Genomic DNA, 16,320 nt, shown 5'->3' on the forward strand with positions numbered 1-16,320 from the left:
AAATGACGCAGAATGTTTTCTATAAAAGCCTACTCCAACCAACATTCTGCGTCAATCTTCAATTTATCCAAAAATATTAAGAGTTCCGGGGCTGACACATCCGCTTTTCACAAAGGGCTGGAAGTTTATTTTGAAGGTCTTGATTTCTCTTGAACCAATTCACTTTCAAAAGTAACTTTTGCAACAGCATGATTTATTGTAGTTCCAGTAAACCCCACAACGTACTCTTTCTCTTTTTGTAGATTATTGAGCGAAACTGTAACGGTTTTACCACTGGCTTTTTCATTCCATGTATTGCTCCATAAAACTTCGCCTGCATTTCTGTCTTTTATTTCCACAATGCCGCTTTCTCCATCCCGCAGGCCGTACACAATCCCATTCCCGCTGCCTGGGACTGTTCATCCCTGACCTTCATCTCATAGAACCGGTAACCGCCGCTCATATTCCAGGTCCTGGCTCCGGCCTGGTCCAGGATCCTCTGCGCAATATAACCTCTAAGACCGATCTGGCAGGTGATGTAAATATCCTTTGAAAGATCCAGCTCGCCCATACGATCCCTCAGGCTGTCCAGAGGAATGTTGATAAATCCGGGAATGGTGCCTCCTGCATATTCTCCTTCTGTCCTCACGTCCAGCCGGATGGCGTCCTCCGGAATCTGATCCAGATCCTCCAGGTAAAACGGACGCATCAGACCGTCCATGATATTGCCGATCACATATCCGGCCATATTCACCGGATCCTTGGCAGATGAAAATGGAGGCGCATAAGCCAGTTCCATTTCCTGCAGATCATACCCGGTGAGTTTAAACCGCACTGCATTCGCCAGGTCATCGATCCGCTTGTCCACGCCTTTCCCGCCCACGATCTGGGCGCCCAGGATGACAGCTGTCTCAGGATCAAATAAGGTCTTGATGGTCATCATATCGCCGCCAGGATAATAACCTGCCTGGGATGCGGATGTGGTAATCGCTTTGCGGTAGGGCCTTCCCTGTGCCTTCAGGGATTCCTCCTTCTCCCCTGTGACCGCCACCGTCATATCAAAAAACTTCATTACGGAAGTTCCCTGGCTCCCCTTGTAGGCGGTCTTCTTTCCGCAAAGATTGTCGCCCACAATACGGCCCTGCTTGTTGGCCGGGGATGCCAAGGGGATCAGGACTTTCTGTCCGCTTACCACATGTTCCACCGATACCGCATCACCCAGAGCATATACATCCGCCGCTGACGTCTCCATGTACGTGTTTACAATGATCTCTCCTCTGGCTCCCAGCTCAATGCCGCTGTCCTTTAAAAATCCGGTGTCCGGGCGTACGCCGATGCTCATAATCACCATGTCGGCAGGAACCTTTGCACCGTTTTTCAAAATCACACCGCTCCCATCCATGGCCGTACAGGTCTGTCCCAGATAAAGATCGATTCCTTTGGACCGGATATAATTATGTACCCCATGGGCCATATCCATATCAATGGGCGGCATCACATGGGAAGCCCCTTCCACCACAGATACCTTAAGGCCCTGCTCTGCCAGATTCTCCGCCATCTCAAGGCCGATAAACCCGGCTCCTATGACAGCGCAGGACACCGGATTATGCTCCGTAACATAATCATGGATCGCATAGGTATCCGGTATATTCCTCAGGGTAAACACATGATTCTTTTCCATGCCCGGGATTCCCGGACGGACAGGGCCTGCGCCTGGTGACAGCACCAGCTTGTCGTAGCTTTCCTCATATGTCTCCCCGCCATGTTTTACCACCACACACTTCCTGGCAGTATCCACGGCAGCCACCTCGCTCATGGTGCGCACATCCACATGGAACCGGGTGCCAAAACTTTCCGGTGTCTGCAGCTGCAGCGCTTCCTTTTCCGTGATCACACCGCCAATATAATACGGCAGGCCGCAGTTGGCATACGAGATATATGAACCTCGTTCCAGCATGATGATCTCTGCCTGTTCGTCATTCCTGCGAAGCCTGGCAGCTGTTCCGGCACCGCCGGCAACCCCTCCTACAATTACAACCTTCATCACTGACTCATCTCCTTTTCAGATACTGAGGGCACACGCAGGCTGTCCGGATATGGCAGCCGGTTCCCTCTTGGGGAATCTGCCCTTGTCCCTATTATAGTACGGAAATGAGAGATAATCCAGTTCTCCTGTTTTGCCGGATGGATTTTTTACTCTTTTCTGCGTCTTCATATTACAGGGCGCCGGCTATACACAATATATACAAAAACGCGGATTTAGTTCAGAATACTAGACAATTTGCCGGGATTTCGGATGGTTTAGGCGGTAGTGAAACGATATAATGAGGTTACAAACAAACACGGAAAAGACAGGGGGATGGGTATGACAAGGGAAGATATTCTGGTCCATGTGGACCATACGCTGTTAAAGGCAGTCTCCACATGGGATGAAATACAGACACTCTGTGAGGAAGCCATTGAGAACCGCACGGCTTCGGTCTGTATACCTCCCAGCTATGTAAAGCGGGTGTCAAATGTCTATGGAGACAAGCTGAATGTGTGCACGGTCATTGGATTTCCGCTGGGATACAACACCACGGAGACAAAGGTTTACGAAACCCAGAAAGCCCTGGCGGACGGAGCCGGGGAAGTGGATATGGTGGTAAACATCGGTGATGTTAAAAACGGCGGGTTTGCCAGAATCACACGTGAAATCGAGGCAGTCAAAAAGGCTGCGGGGAGCCATGTGGTGAAAGTAATCATCGAGACCTGCTATCTGACAGAGGATGAGAAAAAAGAGCTGTGCAAATGCGTTACGGACGGGGGGGCCGACTATATCAAGACCTCCACTGGATTTGGGACAGCAGGAGCCAGGGTCGAGGATATCCGGTTATTTAAGCAGTACATTGGCGAGGGTGTGAAGATCAAGGCTGCAGGAGGTGTGAAGACCAAGGAGGATCTGGAGACGTTCCTGGAGGAAGGATGCGACCGTATAGGTACCAGCTCCGCCCTCAAGCTTTTGAGCGGACAGGAAGCAGGCACCTATTGATTCCATACTCTCAGTGGACAAGGGCACTCACTCCCCTTGTCCACTGAGGGTATATAAAACATAAACCACATTAACAAAGTTTAAAGGAGGATAAAGGTAATGAAAAAAAGAAAAATAATCCCGGTTTTATGCGCAGCAGCAGTGGCGGCCAGCCTGGCAGGCTGTTCAGGCAGTTCAGGTTCTGCGGCAGAGAAAGGCGCTGACACCCAGGCACCTAAGGCTGAGGCCGGTGCAGAGGCAGGGAAGGATGAGGCAGCCGGGGCAAAGAAAGATGAGGGAGGCTCTGGTTCCGCCAATGAGAAGCTGATTATCTACAGCCCTCTTACAGAGTCCATGATTGATTCCATGCTGGCCATGTTCGAGGAGGACACAGGCATTGACGCTGAGTGTCTGGCCATGGGTACCGGGGATGCTCTGAAAAGAATCCAGACAGAAGCCGACAACCCTCAGGCAGATATCCTTTGGTCGGGAACCATTGGAACCGTAAAGAATAAGAGCGAATATTTTGCAGATTACGTAACATCCAATGAGGATGCGTTCTATGATGAGTACAAGAACACAGAGGGAAACCTGACACGTTTTGATACCATCCCATCTGTTATCATGGTGAATACGGACCTGATTGGCGATATTAAGATTGAGGGATATGAGGACCTTTTGAATCCTGAATTAAAAGGTAAGATTGCATTTGCAGACCCTGCGGCATCCTCTTCTTCCTTTGAGCATCTGGTAAACATGCTCTACGCAATGGGCGGCGGCACTCCTGACAATGGCTGGGACTATGTAAAACAGTTCTGTGCACAGCTGGACGGCAAACTGTTAGGCGGTTCTTCCGCAGTATATAAGGGTGTTGCAGACGGAGAATACACCGTTGGACTTACCTTTGAGCAGGGTTCTGCCCAATATGTGGGCGCAGGCGCGCCGGTTAAGACTGTTTATATGAGCGAAGGCGTCATCTTCCGTGGTGACGGAGTTTACATCATCAAAAACTGCCCCAATGAATCCAATGCCCAGAAGTTCGTGGATTGGCTTACCAGCAAGGATGTACAGGAATTTATGAATAACACCCAGTACAGAAGAACCATCCGCAAGGATGTGGAGGCAGGAGACGCCATGGTTCCCATGGACCAGATCAAGGTGATCCAGGATGATGAGACAGACACCGCGGCACACAAGTCCGAGTGGCTGGATGAATTTAAGGAGCTGTTTATAGAGTAAACAAATCCAAACATCAGGTGTTGCATGAACAGTACATACATCGGGGGCGTGGCTTAATATGTCAGCCCCCTTCATTTTAGAAGAATTGAGGGGAAACGTATGAGTGTTTCAATCGGAATCGACAATGTTGTAAAGAAATATGGGGACATGACCATTATACCGGACCTGTCCGCCTTTATAAAAAACGGTGAATTTTTTACCCTGCTGGGACCCTCAGGATGCGGCAAGACCACCCTGCTGCGCATGATTGCCGGGTTTAACAGCATAGAGGGAGGAACCATCCAATTTGACGACAAGGTCATTAATGATATACCGGCCCAGAAAAGAAACATCGGCATGGTGTTCCAGAGCTATGCTATATTCCCCCACCTGACGGTCCGTCAGAATGTGGAATATGGCCTGAAAATCCGCAAGGTGCCAAAGAACCAAATGAAGGAGCGGGTGGATGAGATCCTGAGGGTGGTAAAAATTGACGAATACCAGGACCGTCTGCCGGAGCGTCTGTCCGGCGGCCAGCAGCAGAGAGTGGCCCTGGCAAGGGCCATTGTCATCCATCCCCAGGTGCTTCTTATGGATGAGCCGTTGTCCAATCTGGATGCCAAACTGCGTATTGAGATGCGCAGCGCCATCCGTGATGTGCAGAATCAGGTGGGCATTACCACGGTTTATGTGACCCATGACCAGGAGGAAGCCCTTGCCATATCAGATAGGATTGCAGTCATGAAGCTGGGCATTATCCAGCAGATCGGAAGTCCCCAGGACATCTATGCAAGACCATACAATGCATTTGTATCCACCTTTATCGGCCATTCCAATCTCTTTTTCGGAACCATAAAAAAACAGGGAAGCATACCTTCAGTTGTGTTTGCAAACGGGTACCATGTGGAGATGCCCAACCTTGTGGATACGGTAACAGAGGGACAAAAGGTGGTAATTTCTGTCCGCCCCGAGGAATTCTCACTGAACCCCGAAGGTATGGAATGCAAAATTATCAGCAGGACCTTTCTGGGCAAATACACCAACTACTTCCTGCGCTTTGGAGAAGGCATGGTGCTGGAGGACCAGCCCAGTATCGAGTACTCCCAGGATTTGGGCCATGTGGACCGTATTTTTAAAGTGGGAGAAAAGATACGCCTTAGACCGAACCCTAATAAAATCAACGTGTTCACCCAGGACATGGAACAGAGTCTGATAAAGGATGTGAAGAGATATGACGAATAAGAAAATCAGATGGGACTTCTGGACCATCGTGACAGTGGTTATCATCGCCCTGTTTGCCCTCTTCCTTCTCTATCCGCTCATCAGCCTTTTCTTAAGCGGTTTCAAGGACACGGAGACAGGGGTCTGGACCATTGACAACTATGCCAGGTTCTTTTCAAAGAAATATTATAAGAGCGCATTGCTCAACTCATTTAAGCTGACCTTCTGCGTAACCGTGGTAGCCATTGTACTTGGGGTACCTCTTGCCTACTTTATGTCGTTTTATAAGATAAAGGGAAAAGGGGTGCTGGAAATCCTGTTCATCATCTCCATGATGAGTCCCAACTTCATCGGCGCCTACTCCTGGATTCTGCTTCTGGGAAGAAGCGGCACCGTGACCCAGTTCTTAAAGAGCCTGGGAATCCATATGCCGTCCATTTACGGCTTTGGCGGAATGCTGCTGGTATTTGCCCTTAAGCTGTATCCGTTCATCTATATGTATGTGTCGGGAGCCCTTAAGAAGATAGACGTGGCCCTGTCCGAGGCCGCAGAGAGCCTGGGATGCGGCGGACTTAAAAAGGTGTTTACCGTAATCATGCCCCTGGTAACCCCTACCCTTATAGCAGCCGCCCTTCTGGTGTTCATGAACTGTATGGCTGACTTTGGTACGCCTGCCCTGATCGGCGAGGGATACCGCGTCATGCCTACCCTGGTCTATTCAGAGTTCGTGGGAGAGACGGGAGGATCCGCCAACTTTGCAGCATGTATGGCAACCATTATGGTGGTAGTCACCGCAACGGTGTTCCTGCTGCAGAAATGGTATGTAAATACCAAGTCCTTTACCATGAGCTCCATGAGGCCCATCCAGCCCAAGGAGGTCCATGGTATCAAGGGGTTTTTCATCCACCTGTTCATCTATCTGCTGGCAGCAACCTCCATCATACCTCAGTGCATGGTTGTATATACCTCCTTCCGCGCTACCAAGATGCAGGTGTTTGTGGATGGTTTTTCCCTGGAAAGCTACCGCAAGGTATTTTCCACCGCTGTCCAGTCCATTAAGAATACGTATCTGTACTGCCTGGCAGCCATTGTGATCATTGTGGTACTGGGAATGCTCATTGCTTATCTGGCAGTGAGACGCAAAAGCTGGCTCACCAACATGATAGACACCATTGCCATGTTCCCTTACATTGTACCGGGTTCTGTCCTTGGCATCACGCTGCTGATTGCATTTAACCATCCTCCTATGATGCTGGCTGGTTCCGCCATCATCATGGTCATATCCCTGGTCATCCGGAGACAGGCCTATACGCTTCGCTCCAGTTCCGCCATCCTCTATCAGATCAGCCCGAGCATGGAGGAGGCTGCCATCAGCCTGGGAGATTCGCCTTCCAAGTCCTTTGTGAAGGTGACAGCGAAAATGATGCTTCCCGGCGTTGCGTCCGGCGCCATATTAAGCTGGATCACACTGATCAATGAGTTGAGCTCTTCTGTCATGCTTTATACGGCCAACACAAGGACAATGTCGGTGGCTATTTATAACGAAGTCATCCGGGCCAGCTACGGAACTGCAGCTGCCCTGGCAACCATACTGACAGTTACCACCGTAGTATCCCTGCTTATCTTCTTCAAGGTGTCAGGCAATAAGGACGTGACAATGTAGCTGTCATATGATAAACTGAAACGTGCAGTATTGTGCAAAATCAATGATAAAAGGTGCAGGCGTATGGAGAAGCGAAAACAAACATGTTTCAGGGACGAAATCCGGAAAAGTTTGATCTTCCACGCGCTTGCGCCTTGTTTTATATCGCTGGTGGTTTTACTTCTGGTGTTTACCGCAGTGGGATCCCAGCAAATCATCCGCAAAAGCAGCACCATGCTGGAACACTTTTCCAGGGAGTTTGAGGGTGTTATTGACAGCTATGTGGACGGGAACAAGAAGATGGCGGGAGAACTGGATGTGGAGCGCTTTAAGGGACAGCCTTCCTATAAAACGGAGGCAGTGTCCGACATTTACCGGTTTCTTAACAGCCAGGTTTACAGGGGGGACTATTACCTGTTTGACCAGGAGCGGAACCTGGTCTTTTCCACCAACAACCAGGCCGGCGTCATACAATACATAGGCAATTACCTGCCCTGGAACACAACGGACCAGAATGACAGTAAAAATGACTGTATCTTTATTTACGACAACACGGGGGTGGACGGCAGGGCGCTTCCGGCATGGCTCATGTTCCAGACCGTTGTAAAGGACGGCAGGCTTCAGGGCTACAGCGGTTTTGTGCTGAAAGCCGATGCGTTTAAGGAGCAGCTGGGAAACATAGAGCAGCCCGTGCTGCTGATCAATAAGTTCAACCGGCTGTTCACAGACGGAGTGTCCAGGTTTCAGAATGACCGGGGCAAGCTGATGGAGGAATTCCGGGACGGCGGCAACCTGGTGCACCTGGATAACAGATGGTACTACACGGGCAGCGTGTCCGTGCTGGATGGCGAGGCCTCGGTACATGTCATATATGACTGTACCTCCTTTGTCCAGCTGTGCTTTATGTCCCTGGTGCTGGTGGGATTTCTGGCCCTGGCAGTGACCCTGGCCATTTACCGCAGCGCGGGCAAGGTGGCGGACAAGAAAACGGAAATCATATACGACCTCATAGGCGCCCTGGACCAGGTGGAGAAGGGTGATCTGGATGTGTCTTTGAAAATCACCTCCGGGGATGAGTTTGAACGCATTGGCCATTCCTTTAACACCATGATCGGAAGCATACGCCATCTGCTGGACAGGCATCAGGAACTGGCAAAGGAAAATATGCTGGCCACGGTCCAGATTCTGGAATCCCAGTTTAATCCCCATTTTCTCTTTAACACCCTGGAATCCATCCGGTACATGATAAAGTTCGGACCGGGGGAGGCGGAGAAAATGCTGGTCAGCCTGTCCAGGATGCTTCGCTACAGCATCCAGAACGGCAAAGATGTGGTGACGGTAAAGGAGGAAATGGATTTCATTAACCGGTATCTGCAGGTCATGCTGTACCGGTATGGGGACCGGTTAAAATACAGCATTGACCTGGAGGAGGGAAGCAAAGGCGCATCCATACCAAGGATGACCCTGCAGCCCATTGTGGAGAATTCCATTAAGTACGGTTTTGGAGAGGACAGGGACTGTCTGGAGATCCGTATCCGCACCAAAATACAAAACGGAATCCTTTCCGTTATCATAGCGGACAATGGAGTGGGAATACAGCCTGAGCTGTTAAAGGAGCTGAAAGCCAATCTGGGACAGGGGCAGAACCAGACGGACCATATCGGCATCTATAATGTACATAAGAGAATACGCCTGGTATATGGCAGCAGGTTTGGAGTTGGGATTGACAGTACAACGGAAAAGGGGACAGTGGTGACGCTTCGGGTACCATGTGAGGAGTGAGGCACACTCCCGGCGTAAAGATGGGGGGATCTGTCATGTTATTAAAAGTAGTGATTGTGGAGGATGAGGAAATTATCAGAAATGGGCTTACCTTTGCCCTGAACTGGCTGGATATGGACTGCATCATTGTGGGCACGGCCAAGGACGGGGCAGAGGGGCTGGAGACCATACGGAGGGAACAGCCGGATATCGTGCTGACCGACATCAAGATGCCCAAGATGAACGGGCTTAAGATGATAGAGACAGCCATAAAAGAACAGCATTTTTACAGTCTGGTGCTGACCAGCTATTCGGAATTTGAACTGGCCCGGCAGGCCATCCATATGGGGGTTACGGACTATCTGCTAAAGCCTGTGGACGAGGATGAATTAAAGGAATCCCTGGACAAAATCCGGCAGCAGATAGCCTATGCCAGTAAGTACGAAAAGATCGAAAGGATATCCCAGGACAGGATTCTGACTGTTTATGATGAGTGGAAGATATTTGACAGCGCAAAGAACAGCATGGATCCTTACGTAAAGAGGACCTATGAGTTTATCAAACAGCATTATAAGGAAAAGGTGAGCATTAACCAGGTAGCGGAAATCCTGGGAGTCAGCACCAGCTATCTCAGCAGGAAGCTGAAGGCAGGGCTTAACACCACCTTTGTGGACCTGCTAAACCAATACAGGATCAAAAAAGCCCTGAACATGCTAAACCAGGGCACCATGAGGATTTATGAGATATCCGATGAACTGGGCTTCAGCGAGTATAAACATTTCTGCAGCGTATTTAAGAAATATACCAATGTAACGCCCTCGGAGTTTTTAAAGAACGGCGGCGTGGCTGTGGTGGGTGAGAAGGAAACCCACGGGTGAGATAAAAGGCCGTGACGAGACGAAAAGCCGCGGTGGGATAAAAGACCGCGGTGGGATTCATAGGTAAATAAAAAGCGCATCTTTTTCTGCATGTGACATGCAAAAGAAGATACGCCTTTTTCTTGAATCTCTTTGTAATTCAGTCATAGGGAATACCCCTATTCCACCAGCTTGCGGATGGCCTGCTCCTGCTCATCAAACAGAAGCTCCTTATTGTACTGGTAGTACCGCTCACACTCATACTGCTCCAGGAACCAGACACAGGCCTGGCTGGTATTCAGTTCAGTGACAAAGATGACCATCTCCTGGCCGTTGCCAAATGCGGCCTCCATGAAATTAAAGGCGTGCTCCAGCTTAAGCCCCAGTTCTTTCTTAAGCTCCTCGTAGGCATCGCTTCTGGACATAAACTCACCCCTGACCCACTGCCATGCCTCATCCTTCCCCGTAATGGTCCCGGACTGCATTTGCTTTACAAGTCCTTCCATAACGGTCATGCACCTGCGGTTTATGCGGTCCTCCTGCCTTCCCAAAAGACCGCTCTTCTTTTTCCGGACCCGTTCAGCTTCCATGGAATCTATGAGATGCCTTAACACCTCATCCGGCCTTTTCTCTGTACGCTCCTCTATTCGTGTCTCTATCCGCGCCTCTGCCCCCGGCTTTGCCCGCATCTCTGCCCCCGGCTCTTCCCCCGGCTCCAGTTCCTGCCGGAAAGCTTTCAGCTGGCCCATTAAAAGTTCCATGACCTGGTTTTCCATAAACATGCCCTTAAATCCATCCGCCAGCTTGGACAGCAGCAGTCCGGTGACACTTAAGCGCTCATCAAAGGAAGCCCTTGCCACCTTATCGCACAAGTCCTCCCTAATGATCCCCTCCAGGATCTGATCCACCTGGTACTGGTTCTGATATTTATAATAGAGTTCCAGATAATTGGCAAAATCCTTTGCGATCCTGGGATGCTGGATGTATTGACCGATCACCTCCCTGTCAGCCCTCTTTTCCAGCTTTTCATAGACCAGGATCAGCTCGGACAGATCCTCCCAGCCCCTGGGAGTGGCAAACAGCTTTCCATCCACCGTGGTCTCTATATGGCAGAAATTCTGCCCTTTGATCCCCAGGTAGGATATAATGGCCGGATGGATATTTTCCTTATACGCGTATTCCTTCCACACCCCAAGGTCCGGCTCCACATCGATCCTTTTAATACGGTCCAGGGTCACCACATCAAACTCCCGGACCGACTTATTGTACTCCGGCGGATTTCCGGCGGCTGCTATGATCCATCCCTCGGGAATCCGGTGGCTGCCAAAGGTCTTGCACTGGAGAAACTGCAGCATGGTGGGTGCCAGGGTCTCGGACACACAGTTGATCTCATCAATGAAAAGAATACCTTCCTTAAGTCCTGTTTCCTCTATCATATTGTAAATGGATGCCACGATCTCGCTCATGGTGTACTCCGTCACCGTGTACTCCCGGCCTCCAAACATTTTCTTCTCTATAAAAGGGAGTCCCACAGCGCTCTGTCTTGTGTGATGGGTGATGGTGTAGGCCACCAGCCCGATCCGGCACTCCCTGGATATCTGCTCCATGATCTGGGTCTTTCCCACACCGGGAGGACCTATGAGCAGAACCGGCCTCTGCCGGATGGACGGAATGGCATATTCCCCATTCTCATCCTTTAACAGATACGCCTCTATGGTGTTTTTTATTTCTTCCTTTGCCCGTTTAATGTTCATAAATTATGGTCTCCTAAATCCTGCTCTCCTGTGTCCTTGGGCTTACTCCCATACTCCATGATCTGTTCCTCCTCCAGCACCACCTTCATGGCCCAGGCCGGAACGGATTCATCGGAAAACATGTTTTCAATAAATACAAATGCCGTGTCATAGGGCGGCGCCTGTACAGGATAGATTCCCTTACCGTCCGTAAAATAGATCAGCCCCCGCAGGTTTCCGATCTCCCTGCTGGCCCGAAGGCCGTTCACATACTCAAAAGCCGGGCGGAAATCCGTGCCTCCAAGTCCTTTGATCTCAAAATGCTCCATGTAATCCTTAAGTTCCTCCGGCTCTGTTATTACCACATCCGACTGAACCTTGTCATCACATTGGATCAGATGGATATGGACCTTCCGGAAATAGCTCTCGGTTTCAGACAGCGCATCATAGGTCTCCTCCAAAAACCGCCGGACCAGATCTCCGGAACAGGACATGGAGGTGTCGATCACGATCACAAAATCCAGGATCCTGTAGACTTCCTTTGATTCCAGCGGCTCTATCAGCGGCATATTGCCGTACAGGGACAGTCCGTAGGTGTAAAACGCATAATCAAAGGAATCGGGATCCACCTGCATTTCCTCCCTCATCACCGCAAATTTGCGGAGAAACTGGCTGTAATCATACCGCTCCCTGTTCTCCACCTGGACCTGGTCCAGCAGGCTCTGGTTGTCCTCTGATTCCTCCTTGGAACCGGTCTCCATCTGGGTCTGCATCTTTTCCCGGTTGTCATCCCACTGGTTCTGCCGCGGCCTGGACTGTTTTGGGTCATCCTCCTGCTCCCACAGGTCATGGCTGTCCACAAAAAACTCAGACTGCAGAAGCTTCACGCGGCGTTCCGGAAGGTTCATTTTCTTAAGCGCCCGGTAGATCCGTTCCGCTGTCAGGGGAACCGGGCGGTTTGCGCGGCCTGTACGGCCTTCCCCCGGACCACCCGGGTCCCTCCTGCCGTCATCCTGGGCCATCGCCTTATCCAGGCGCAGATAGGTCTCCCTGCGCAGGGGATTCTTCGGCACATGGACACATTTCTGATACAGTCCGTCAATTACAGACTCCATGGCGATGTCACAAGCCAAGTCCCAGTATTCCTTATCCCTGTCCTTACGGTTATACATATGGCAGAACAGACAATGGAACAGCATGTGCAGATATGCGCGGTTCACCCGGTTTCTTCCCTTCTTAAAAAGACCGGCAAGATACTCCGGCCCATAATAGATAAGCCATCCGTCCGTGGCCACCCCGTTCCTGTTCCAGTCAGCCTCAAATCCCAGACTGCTGAGGGAAAGATCCAGGAACCTCATATTCAGATATAATTCATTCCTGGCCTGATAGAGGATTCTGGTGCATAAATTGACCTGGTCCAGTTCCTCCAGCTGCCTGTGTCTGGTCGGATCTGTCATTGTCCATTTCCCGCCGCCATGGCTTCGTGTTCTTCCTTCAGTTCCTCATACAGATGATAAAAGGTCCAGGCGCTGTTGTGCTCGGTCAGCACTGCCTTCAGCGCGATCTTAGGCACTCCCGCTTTTCTCAGGTTCATGAGCAGTTCATCCAGACGCCTGTTTGAGAACTGTTTCAGCACCATCATTTCCACCGGGATTTCAGGAAGGCTTTTGTCTGCGCTGCCATCCGTATCCCGGGGCTGGAATCCTTCCATTCCCGCCAGATATCCCACGGTTTCCATCACCTGGTCCGGGCCAATGTTGCGGATCCTGATTCCCATTCTCACCAGCACGCTTTTCATCATGGCCACATGCTTCATGGTCTCCGGCCTGCCCGGGTTATAATATAATACTGTCTCTGTTATTTTCGCCATTCTATTTTACCTCGTTGATCATATGAGTCCCTTTATTTGAACAGATCATCACTGTCCAGCATTAGGGTAAAGGGCCCGTCATTTAAAAGTTCCACCTTCATGTCCGCCCCAAACTGTCCCTTTTCCACCACGTCTACGTACTGTCTGCACCGCTCCATAAACCGCTTGTACAGGGATTCCGCCATCTGAGGAGCACCGGCTTTGGTAAAGCTTGGACGGTTGCCCTTGTGGCAGTCCGCGTACAAGGTGAACTGGCTGATGATCAGCAGCTCTCCCTCCACATCTGCAAGTGACAGGTTAGTTTTTCCATTTTCATCCTCAAATATTCTTAAACGGCAGATCTTATCAGCCATTTTTTCCGCCAGCTGCACGGTGTCCCCGTCAGCCACTCCCAGCAGGATCATGAATCCTTTTCCAATCCTCCCCAGCAATTCGCCGTCCACGGTTACGCTTGCATGGGTCACTCTCTGTACTACTGCTCTCATATGCGTTGTCTCCTAATCATTTCCCATTGTCCATTGCCTGCGCCTTTATCTGATCATCATTTCCAGGTATTCCATCACGGTTTCCGTGGCTTCCTCCCTGTAAAGGATTTCCCGGGCGCGCACCGGGTCATCCGTTATGATGTTGTCCACTCCAAGAAGCTTCATCTGCTCCAGTTCCGTCTTGCTATTCACGGTCCACACATGGACCGCCTTGCCATCCTCATGGACCGCCTCCACCAGGCGGCGGTTAACAAAGCTGGACCGGATGCTGATAAAATCAAAGTCATCACTTTCATAATATTTTCCATAGGCGGCCGCGAGGATATAACCGGTCCTCAGGTCCGGATTAAAATCCTTCACCCGCTTTAAGTAGGAGGGCTTCACCGAAGTGATCACGCACTGCTCCTCCATGTCAAACTCCATGACCATGGCAGCCACCTGCTCCGGCAGGCCGGTGCTGTCCCCAATGCTTTTCAGTTCAATGTTCAGCTTCATACGGCCCTTGCATGCTTCCAGCACCTCCCTGAGGGTAGGGATCTTCTCCCCTGTATATTCCTTTGAAAAATGGCTTCCCACATCCAGTTCTTCCAGCTGGGAAAGAGTCATGGTCCCAAGCCTTCTGTCCACTCCCGCCACCCGCTTCAGGTTCAGGTCATGGCACACCACCACCACTCCGTCCGCAGAAGTCTGCACATCGATCTCGCTGTAATCCGCCATCTCATCCATGGCTTTTTCCAGGGAAGCTATGGTATTCTCCGGTGCCCGCCTGGAACTGCCCCTGTGGGCGGTTATCTCTGTCTGGCCCAGTACGGACCAGTCAGGGGAGGAGCCGTTATACACCATGTCGAATATCAGAAACAGACTGGCCCCAGCCAGCGCCCCTGTGATGGTAAGCATCCACTTTCTTTTAATATGCATCTGGCGGGGAAGAGAAAAATCCCACGGGAGCCTGTGGTTATTTTTCATCTCAAACTGGTAATACACCACGGTCAGGGCGCCGAAATCCACCACAGATACCAGGAGGCTTCCTATTAACAGCACCACGATCTCAAGCCTGCTGCACACCGCAGCCAGCACAGCCATGGCGGCATAACCGTCCACAAACAGGCTGACCACCACAGCTGACACAACCACGATCACGGAGTGCAGAACCAGCAAAAACAGGATCAGCAGCAGGTTCAGGGCCAAAAGAAGCACCACCGCCCCAGGCCATCTGCCCTTTAGAAGCTCCAGGCTGCGCCGGAAGCCGTCCCGGAAGCCCTTTTGCTCAATCATGCAGGTAAAGAACACCAGCATGGTGGGAATCCCGACCAGAACCAGGCCAACCACAACCAGGACCAGTCCCAGACGGGTGGCCGGGCCGTGAAGGATCTCATACATGACAAAATTAAGGGGTTTGATCCTTGTAAGCAGCCGGATCAGCAGATATGAATTCATGGTCAGATACTCGGCCAGGGCCAGGGGCAGCAGTTTCCAGTCCCTCTTGTTATACTCATCCCATGTCTTTCCCAGGCCCCCCCTCAGTATGGCCAGGGAGTCGATCCTCCTGGAATAGGCAGACGCCTGATAAGCGGTGATCAGGCCCCCGATCTCGATCACCAGAAGCACCATGCCCACGGCCAGGGCCAATGCCCCGCAGATAATGGTGACAGGGCGCCAAAGAAAGGCCCCCATATTGCTCATGGTAAGGTAACTGTACCCTGCCATGCGCAAAGAGAACCTGAGAAGCTGGTTAACCAGTCTGATATAGAATGTACCTGCAACCAGCCGGTAGAGTACTTCAAAAACCACCAACTGGCGCAGGTTCAACTTAATAACCTGATCTGTCTCCCTGATCAATCTGTTCACTGAAATTCTTCTTCCGTCTTTTCCTGATTCCGATCCTCACGCTGCTCTTTTGCAAATGCCGTGATGGCCTCATTCAATGAGAACATCTTAGCATCCAGCATATCTACCATATCAGCGCATGCCTTTAATTCCTTCAGCAGGTTCTCAGGAGCATTCCCCTCGAACTTGTAGGCTATCTTGTGTTCCAGGCTGGCCCAGAAATCCATGGCCACCGAGCGTATCTGTATCTCCACCTTTGTCTCCACCGGGCCATCGGTCAGATACACGGGGACGGTCACCACCATATGGTAGCTCTTATAGCCGTTGGGTTTCGGATTCTTGATATAATCCTTGACATGGAGGACGGTCACATCCCCCTGGGAAGATATCATCTCTGCGATCTGATATATATCTGATGTAAAGGAACAGATAATGCGTATGCCTGCAATGTCGCTGAGGCGTTCCATCATATTCTCAATGGAAACCTCATATCCGTCCTTTTTCAGTTTTTTCACAATGCTGTCAGCGGTTTTCAGCCTGGACTTGATGTGTTCAATGGGGTTATAGTCATAACGGCTTACAAACTCATTATTCAGGATCTCGATCTTGGTATTAACCTTCTTTAATGCTGAATCATACAAAAACATGACCGAACGCCACTGATCAACCTGGTCGTCCGCTTTGGGGATATTGGACATTCCTATCCCTCCTTATCTA

At 50.7% G+C, this 16,320-nt stretch carries 14 protein-coding genes; 6 read left to right on the forward strand and 8 right to left on the reverse strand.

Going from position 1 to position 16,320, the window contains the following annotated elements; all coding sequences use genetic code 11:
* Positions 1-125: 125 nt before the first annotated feature.
* A complete protein-coding gene (locus HMPREF9469_RS11325; protein WP_242827913.1) occupies positions 126-338 on the reverse strand; it encodes a DUF4624 family lipoprotein in 213 nt (70 codons plus the stop codon).
* Positions 329-2,023 (reverse strand): FAD-dependent oxidoreductase, encoded by a 1,695-nt coding sequence (locus HMPREF9469_RS11330; protein WP_007862055.1) that lies wholly within the window; start codon positions 2,021-2,023, stop codon positions 329-331. Before HMPREF9469_RS11330 ends, HMPREF9469_RS11325 begins: the two co-directional genes overlap by 10 nt.
* A gap of 321 nt (positions 2,024-2,344) precedes the next feature.
* Here HMPREF9469_RS11330 and deoC point away from each other — a divergent pair, with 321 nt between their 5' ends.
* The 6 genes from deoC to HMPREF9469_RS11360 all read left to right on the forward strand — a co-directional run bounded on the left by deoC (position 2,345) and on the right by HMPREF9469_RS11360 (position 9,709).
* A complete protein-coding gene (gene deoC, locus HMPREF9469_RS11335; RefSeq protein WP_007862056.1) occupies positions 2,345-3,010 on the forward strand; it encodes a deoxyribose-phosphate aldolase in 666 nt (221 codons plus the stop codon).
* A 99-nt stretch (positions 3,011-3,109) separates the two neighbouring features.
* Positions 3,110-4,228, forward strand: a complete 1,119-nt coding sequence (locus HMPREF9469_RS11340) for an ABC transporter substrate-binding protein (RefSeq protein ID WP_007862061.1) — start codon at positions 3,110-3,112, stop codon at positions 4,226-4,228.
* Positions 4,229-4,327: 99 nt separating this feature from the next.
* Positions 4,328-5,449 (forward strand): ABC transporter ATP-binding protein, encoded by a 1,122-nt coding sequence (locus HMPREF9469_RS11345; RefSeq protein WP_007862063.1) that lies wholly within the window; start codon positions 4,328-4,330, stop codon positions 5,447-5,449.
* The gene (locus HMPREF9469_RS11350; protein WP_007862066.1) at positions 5,439-7,091 is read left to right on the forward strand and encodes an ABC transporter permease; all 1,653 of its coding nucleotides are present in this window, start codon (positions 5,439-5,441) and stop codon (positions 7,089-7,091) included. The genes HMPREF9469_RS11345 and HMPREF9469_RS11350 overlap by 11 nt, the downstream gene beginning before the upstream one ends.
* A gap of 63 nt (positions 7,092-7,154) precedes the next feature.
* Positions 7,155-8,852, forward strand: a complete 1,698-nt coding sequence (locus HMPREF9469_RS11355) for a sensor histidine kinase (RefSeq protein WP_007862067.1) — start codon at positions 7,155-7,157, stop codon at positions 8,850-8,852.
* Positions 8,853-8,887: 35 nt separating this feature from the next.
* Complete coding sequence (locus tag HMPREF9469_RS11360; RefSeq protein WP_007862068.1) at positions 8,888-9,709, forward strand: response regulator transcription factor; 822 nt, start codon at positions 8,888-8,890, stop codon at positions 9,707-9,709.
* Between the two features lie 158 nt (positions 9,710-9,867).
* Here HMPREF9469_RS11360 and HMPREF9469_RS11365 read toward each other — a convergent pair whose 3' ends face one another.
* From HMPREF9469_RS11365 to HMPREF9469_RS11390, 6 genes are read right to left on the reverse strand one after another with little or no spacing between them, the layout of a single operon-like run.
* A complete protein-coding gene (locus HMPREF9469_RS11365; protein ID WP_007862069.1) occupies positions 9,868-11,442 on the reverse strand; it encodes an ATP-binding protein in 1,575 nt (524 codons plus the stop codon).
* Positions 11,439-12,878, reverse strand: a complete 1,440-nt coding sequence (locus HMPREF9469_RS11370) for a vWA domain-containing protein (protein ID WP_007862070.1) — start codon at positions 12,876-12,878, stop codon at positions 11,439-11,441. The genes HMPREF9469_RS11365 and HMPREF9469_RS11370 overlap by 4 nt, the downstream gene beginning before the upstream one ends.
* Positions 12,875-13,291 (reverse strand): DUF3783 domain-containing protein, encoded by a 417-nt coding sequence (locus tag HMPREF9469_RS11375; RefSeq protein ID WP_007862071.1) that lies wholly within the window; start codon positions 13,289-13,291, stop codon positions 12,875-12,877. Before HMPREF9469_RS11375 ends, HMPREF9469_RS11370 begins: the two co-directional genes overlap by 4 nt.
* Positions 13,292-13,323: 32 nt before the next feature.
* Positions 13,324-13,776, reverse strand: a complete 453-nt coding sequence (dtd, locus tag HMPREF9469_RS11380) for a D-aminoacyl-tRNA deacylase (RefSeq protein WP_007862073.1) — start codon at positions 13,774-13,776, stop codon at positions 13,324-13,326.
* Between the two features lie 45 nt (positions 13,777-13,821).
* Positions 13,822-15,624, reverse strand: a complete 1,803-nt coding sequence (locus HMPREF9469_RS11385) for a glycerophosphodiester phosphodiesterase (protein WP_007862074.1) — start codon at positions 15,622-15,624, stop codon at positions 13,822-13,824.
* Complete coding sequence (locus tag HMPREF9469_RS11390; RefSeq protein ID WP_007862075.1) at positions 15,621-16,301, reverse strand: GTP pyrophosphokinase; 681 nt, start codon at positions 16,299-16,301, stop codon at positions 15,621-15,623. The genes HMPREF9469_RS11385 and HMPREF9469_RS11390 overlap by 4 nt, the downstream gene beginning before the upstream one ends.
* Positions 16,302-16,320 lie beyond the last annotated feature (19 nt).

Origin of the sequence: [Clostridium] citroniae WAL-17108 (assembly GCF_000233455.1) — a bacterium.
Classification (GTDB): domain Bacteria; phylum Bacillota; class Clostridia; order Lachnospirales; family Lachnospiraceae; genus Enterocloster; species Enterocloster citroniae.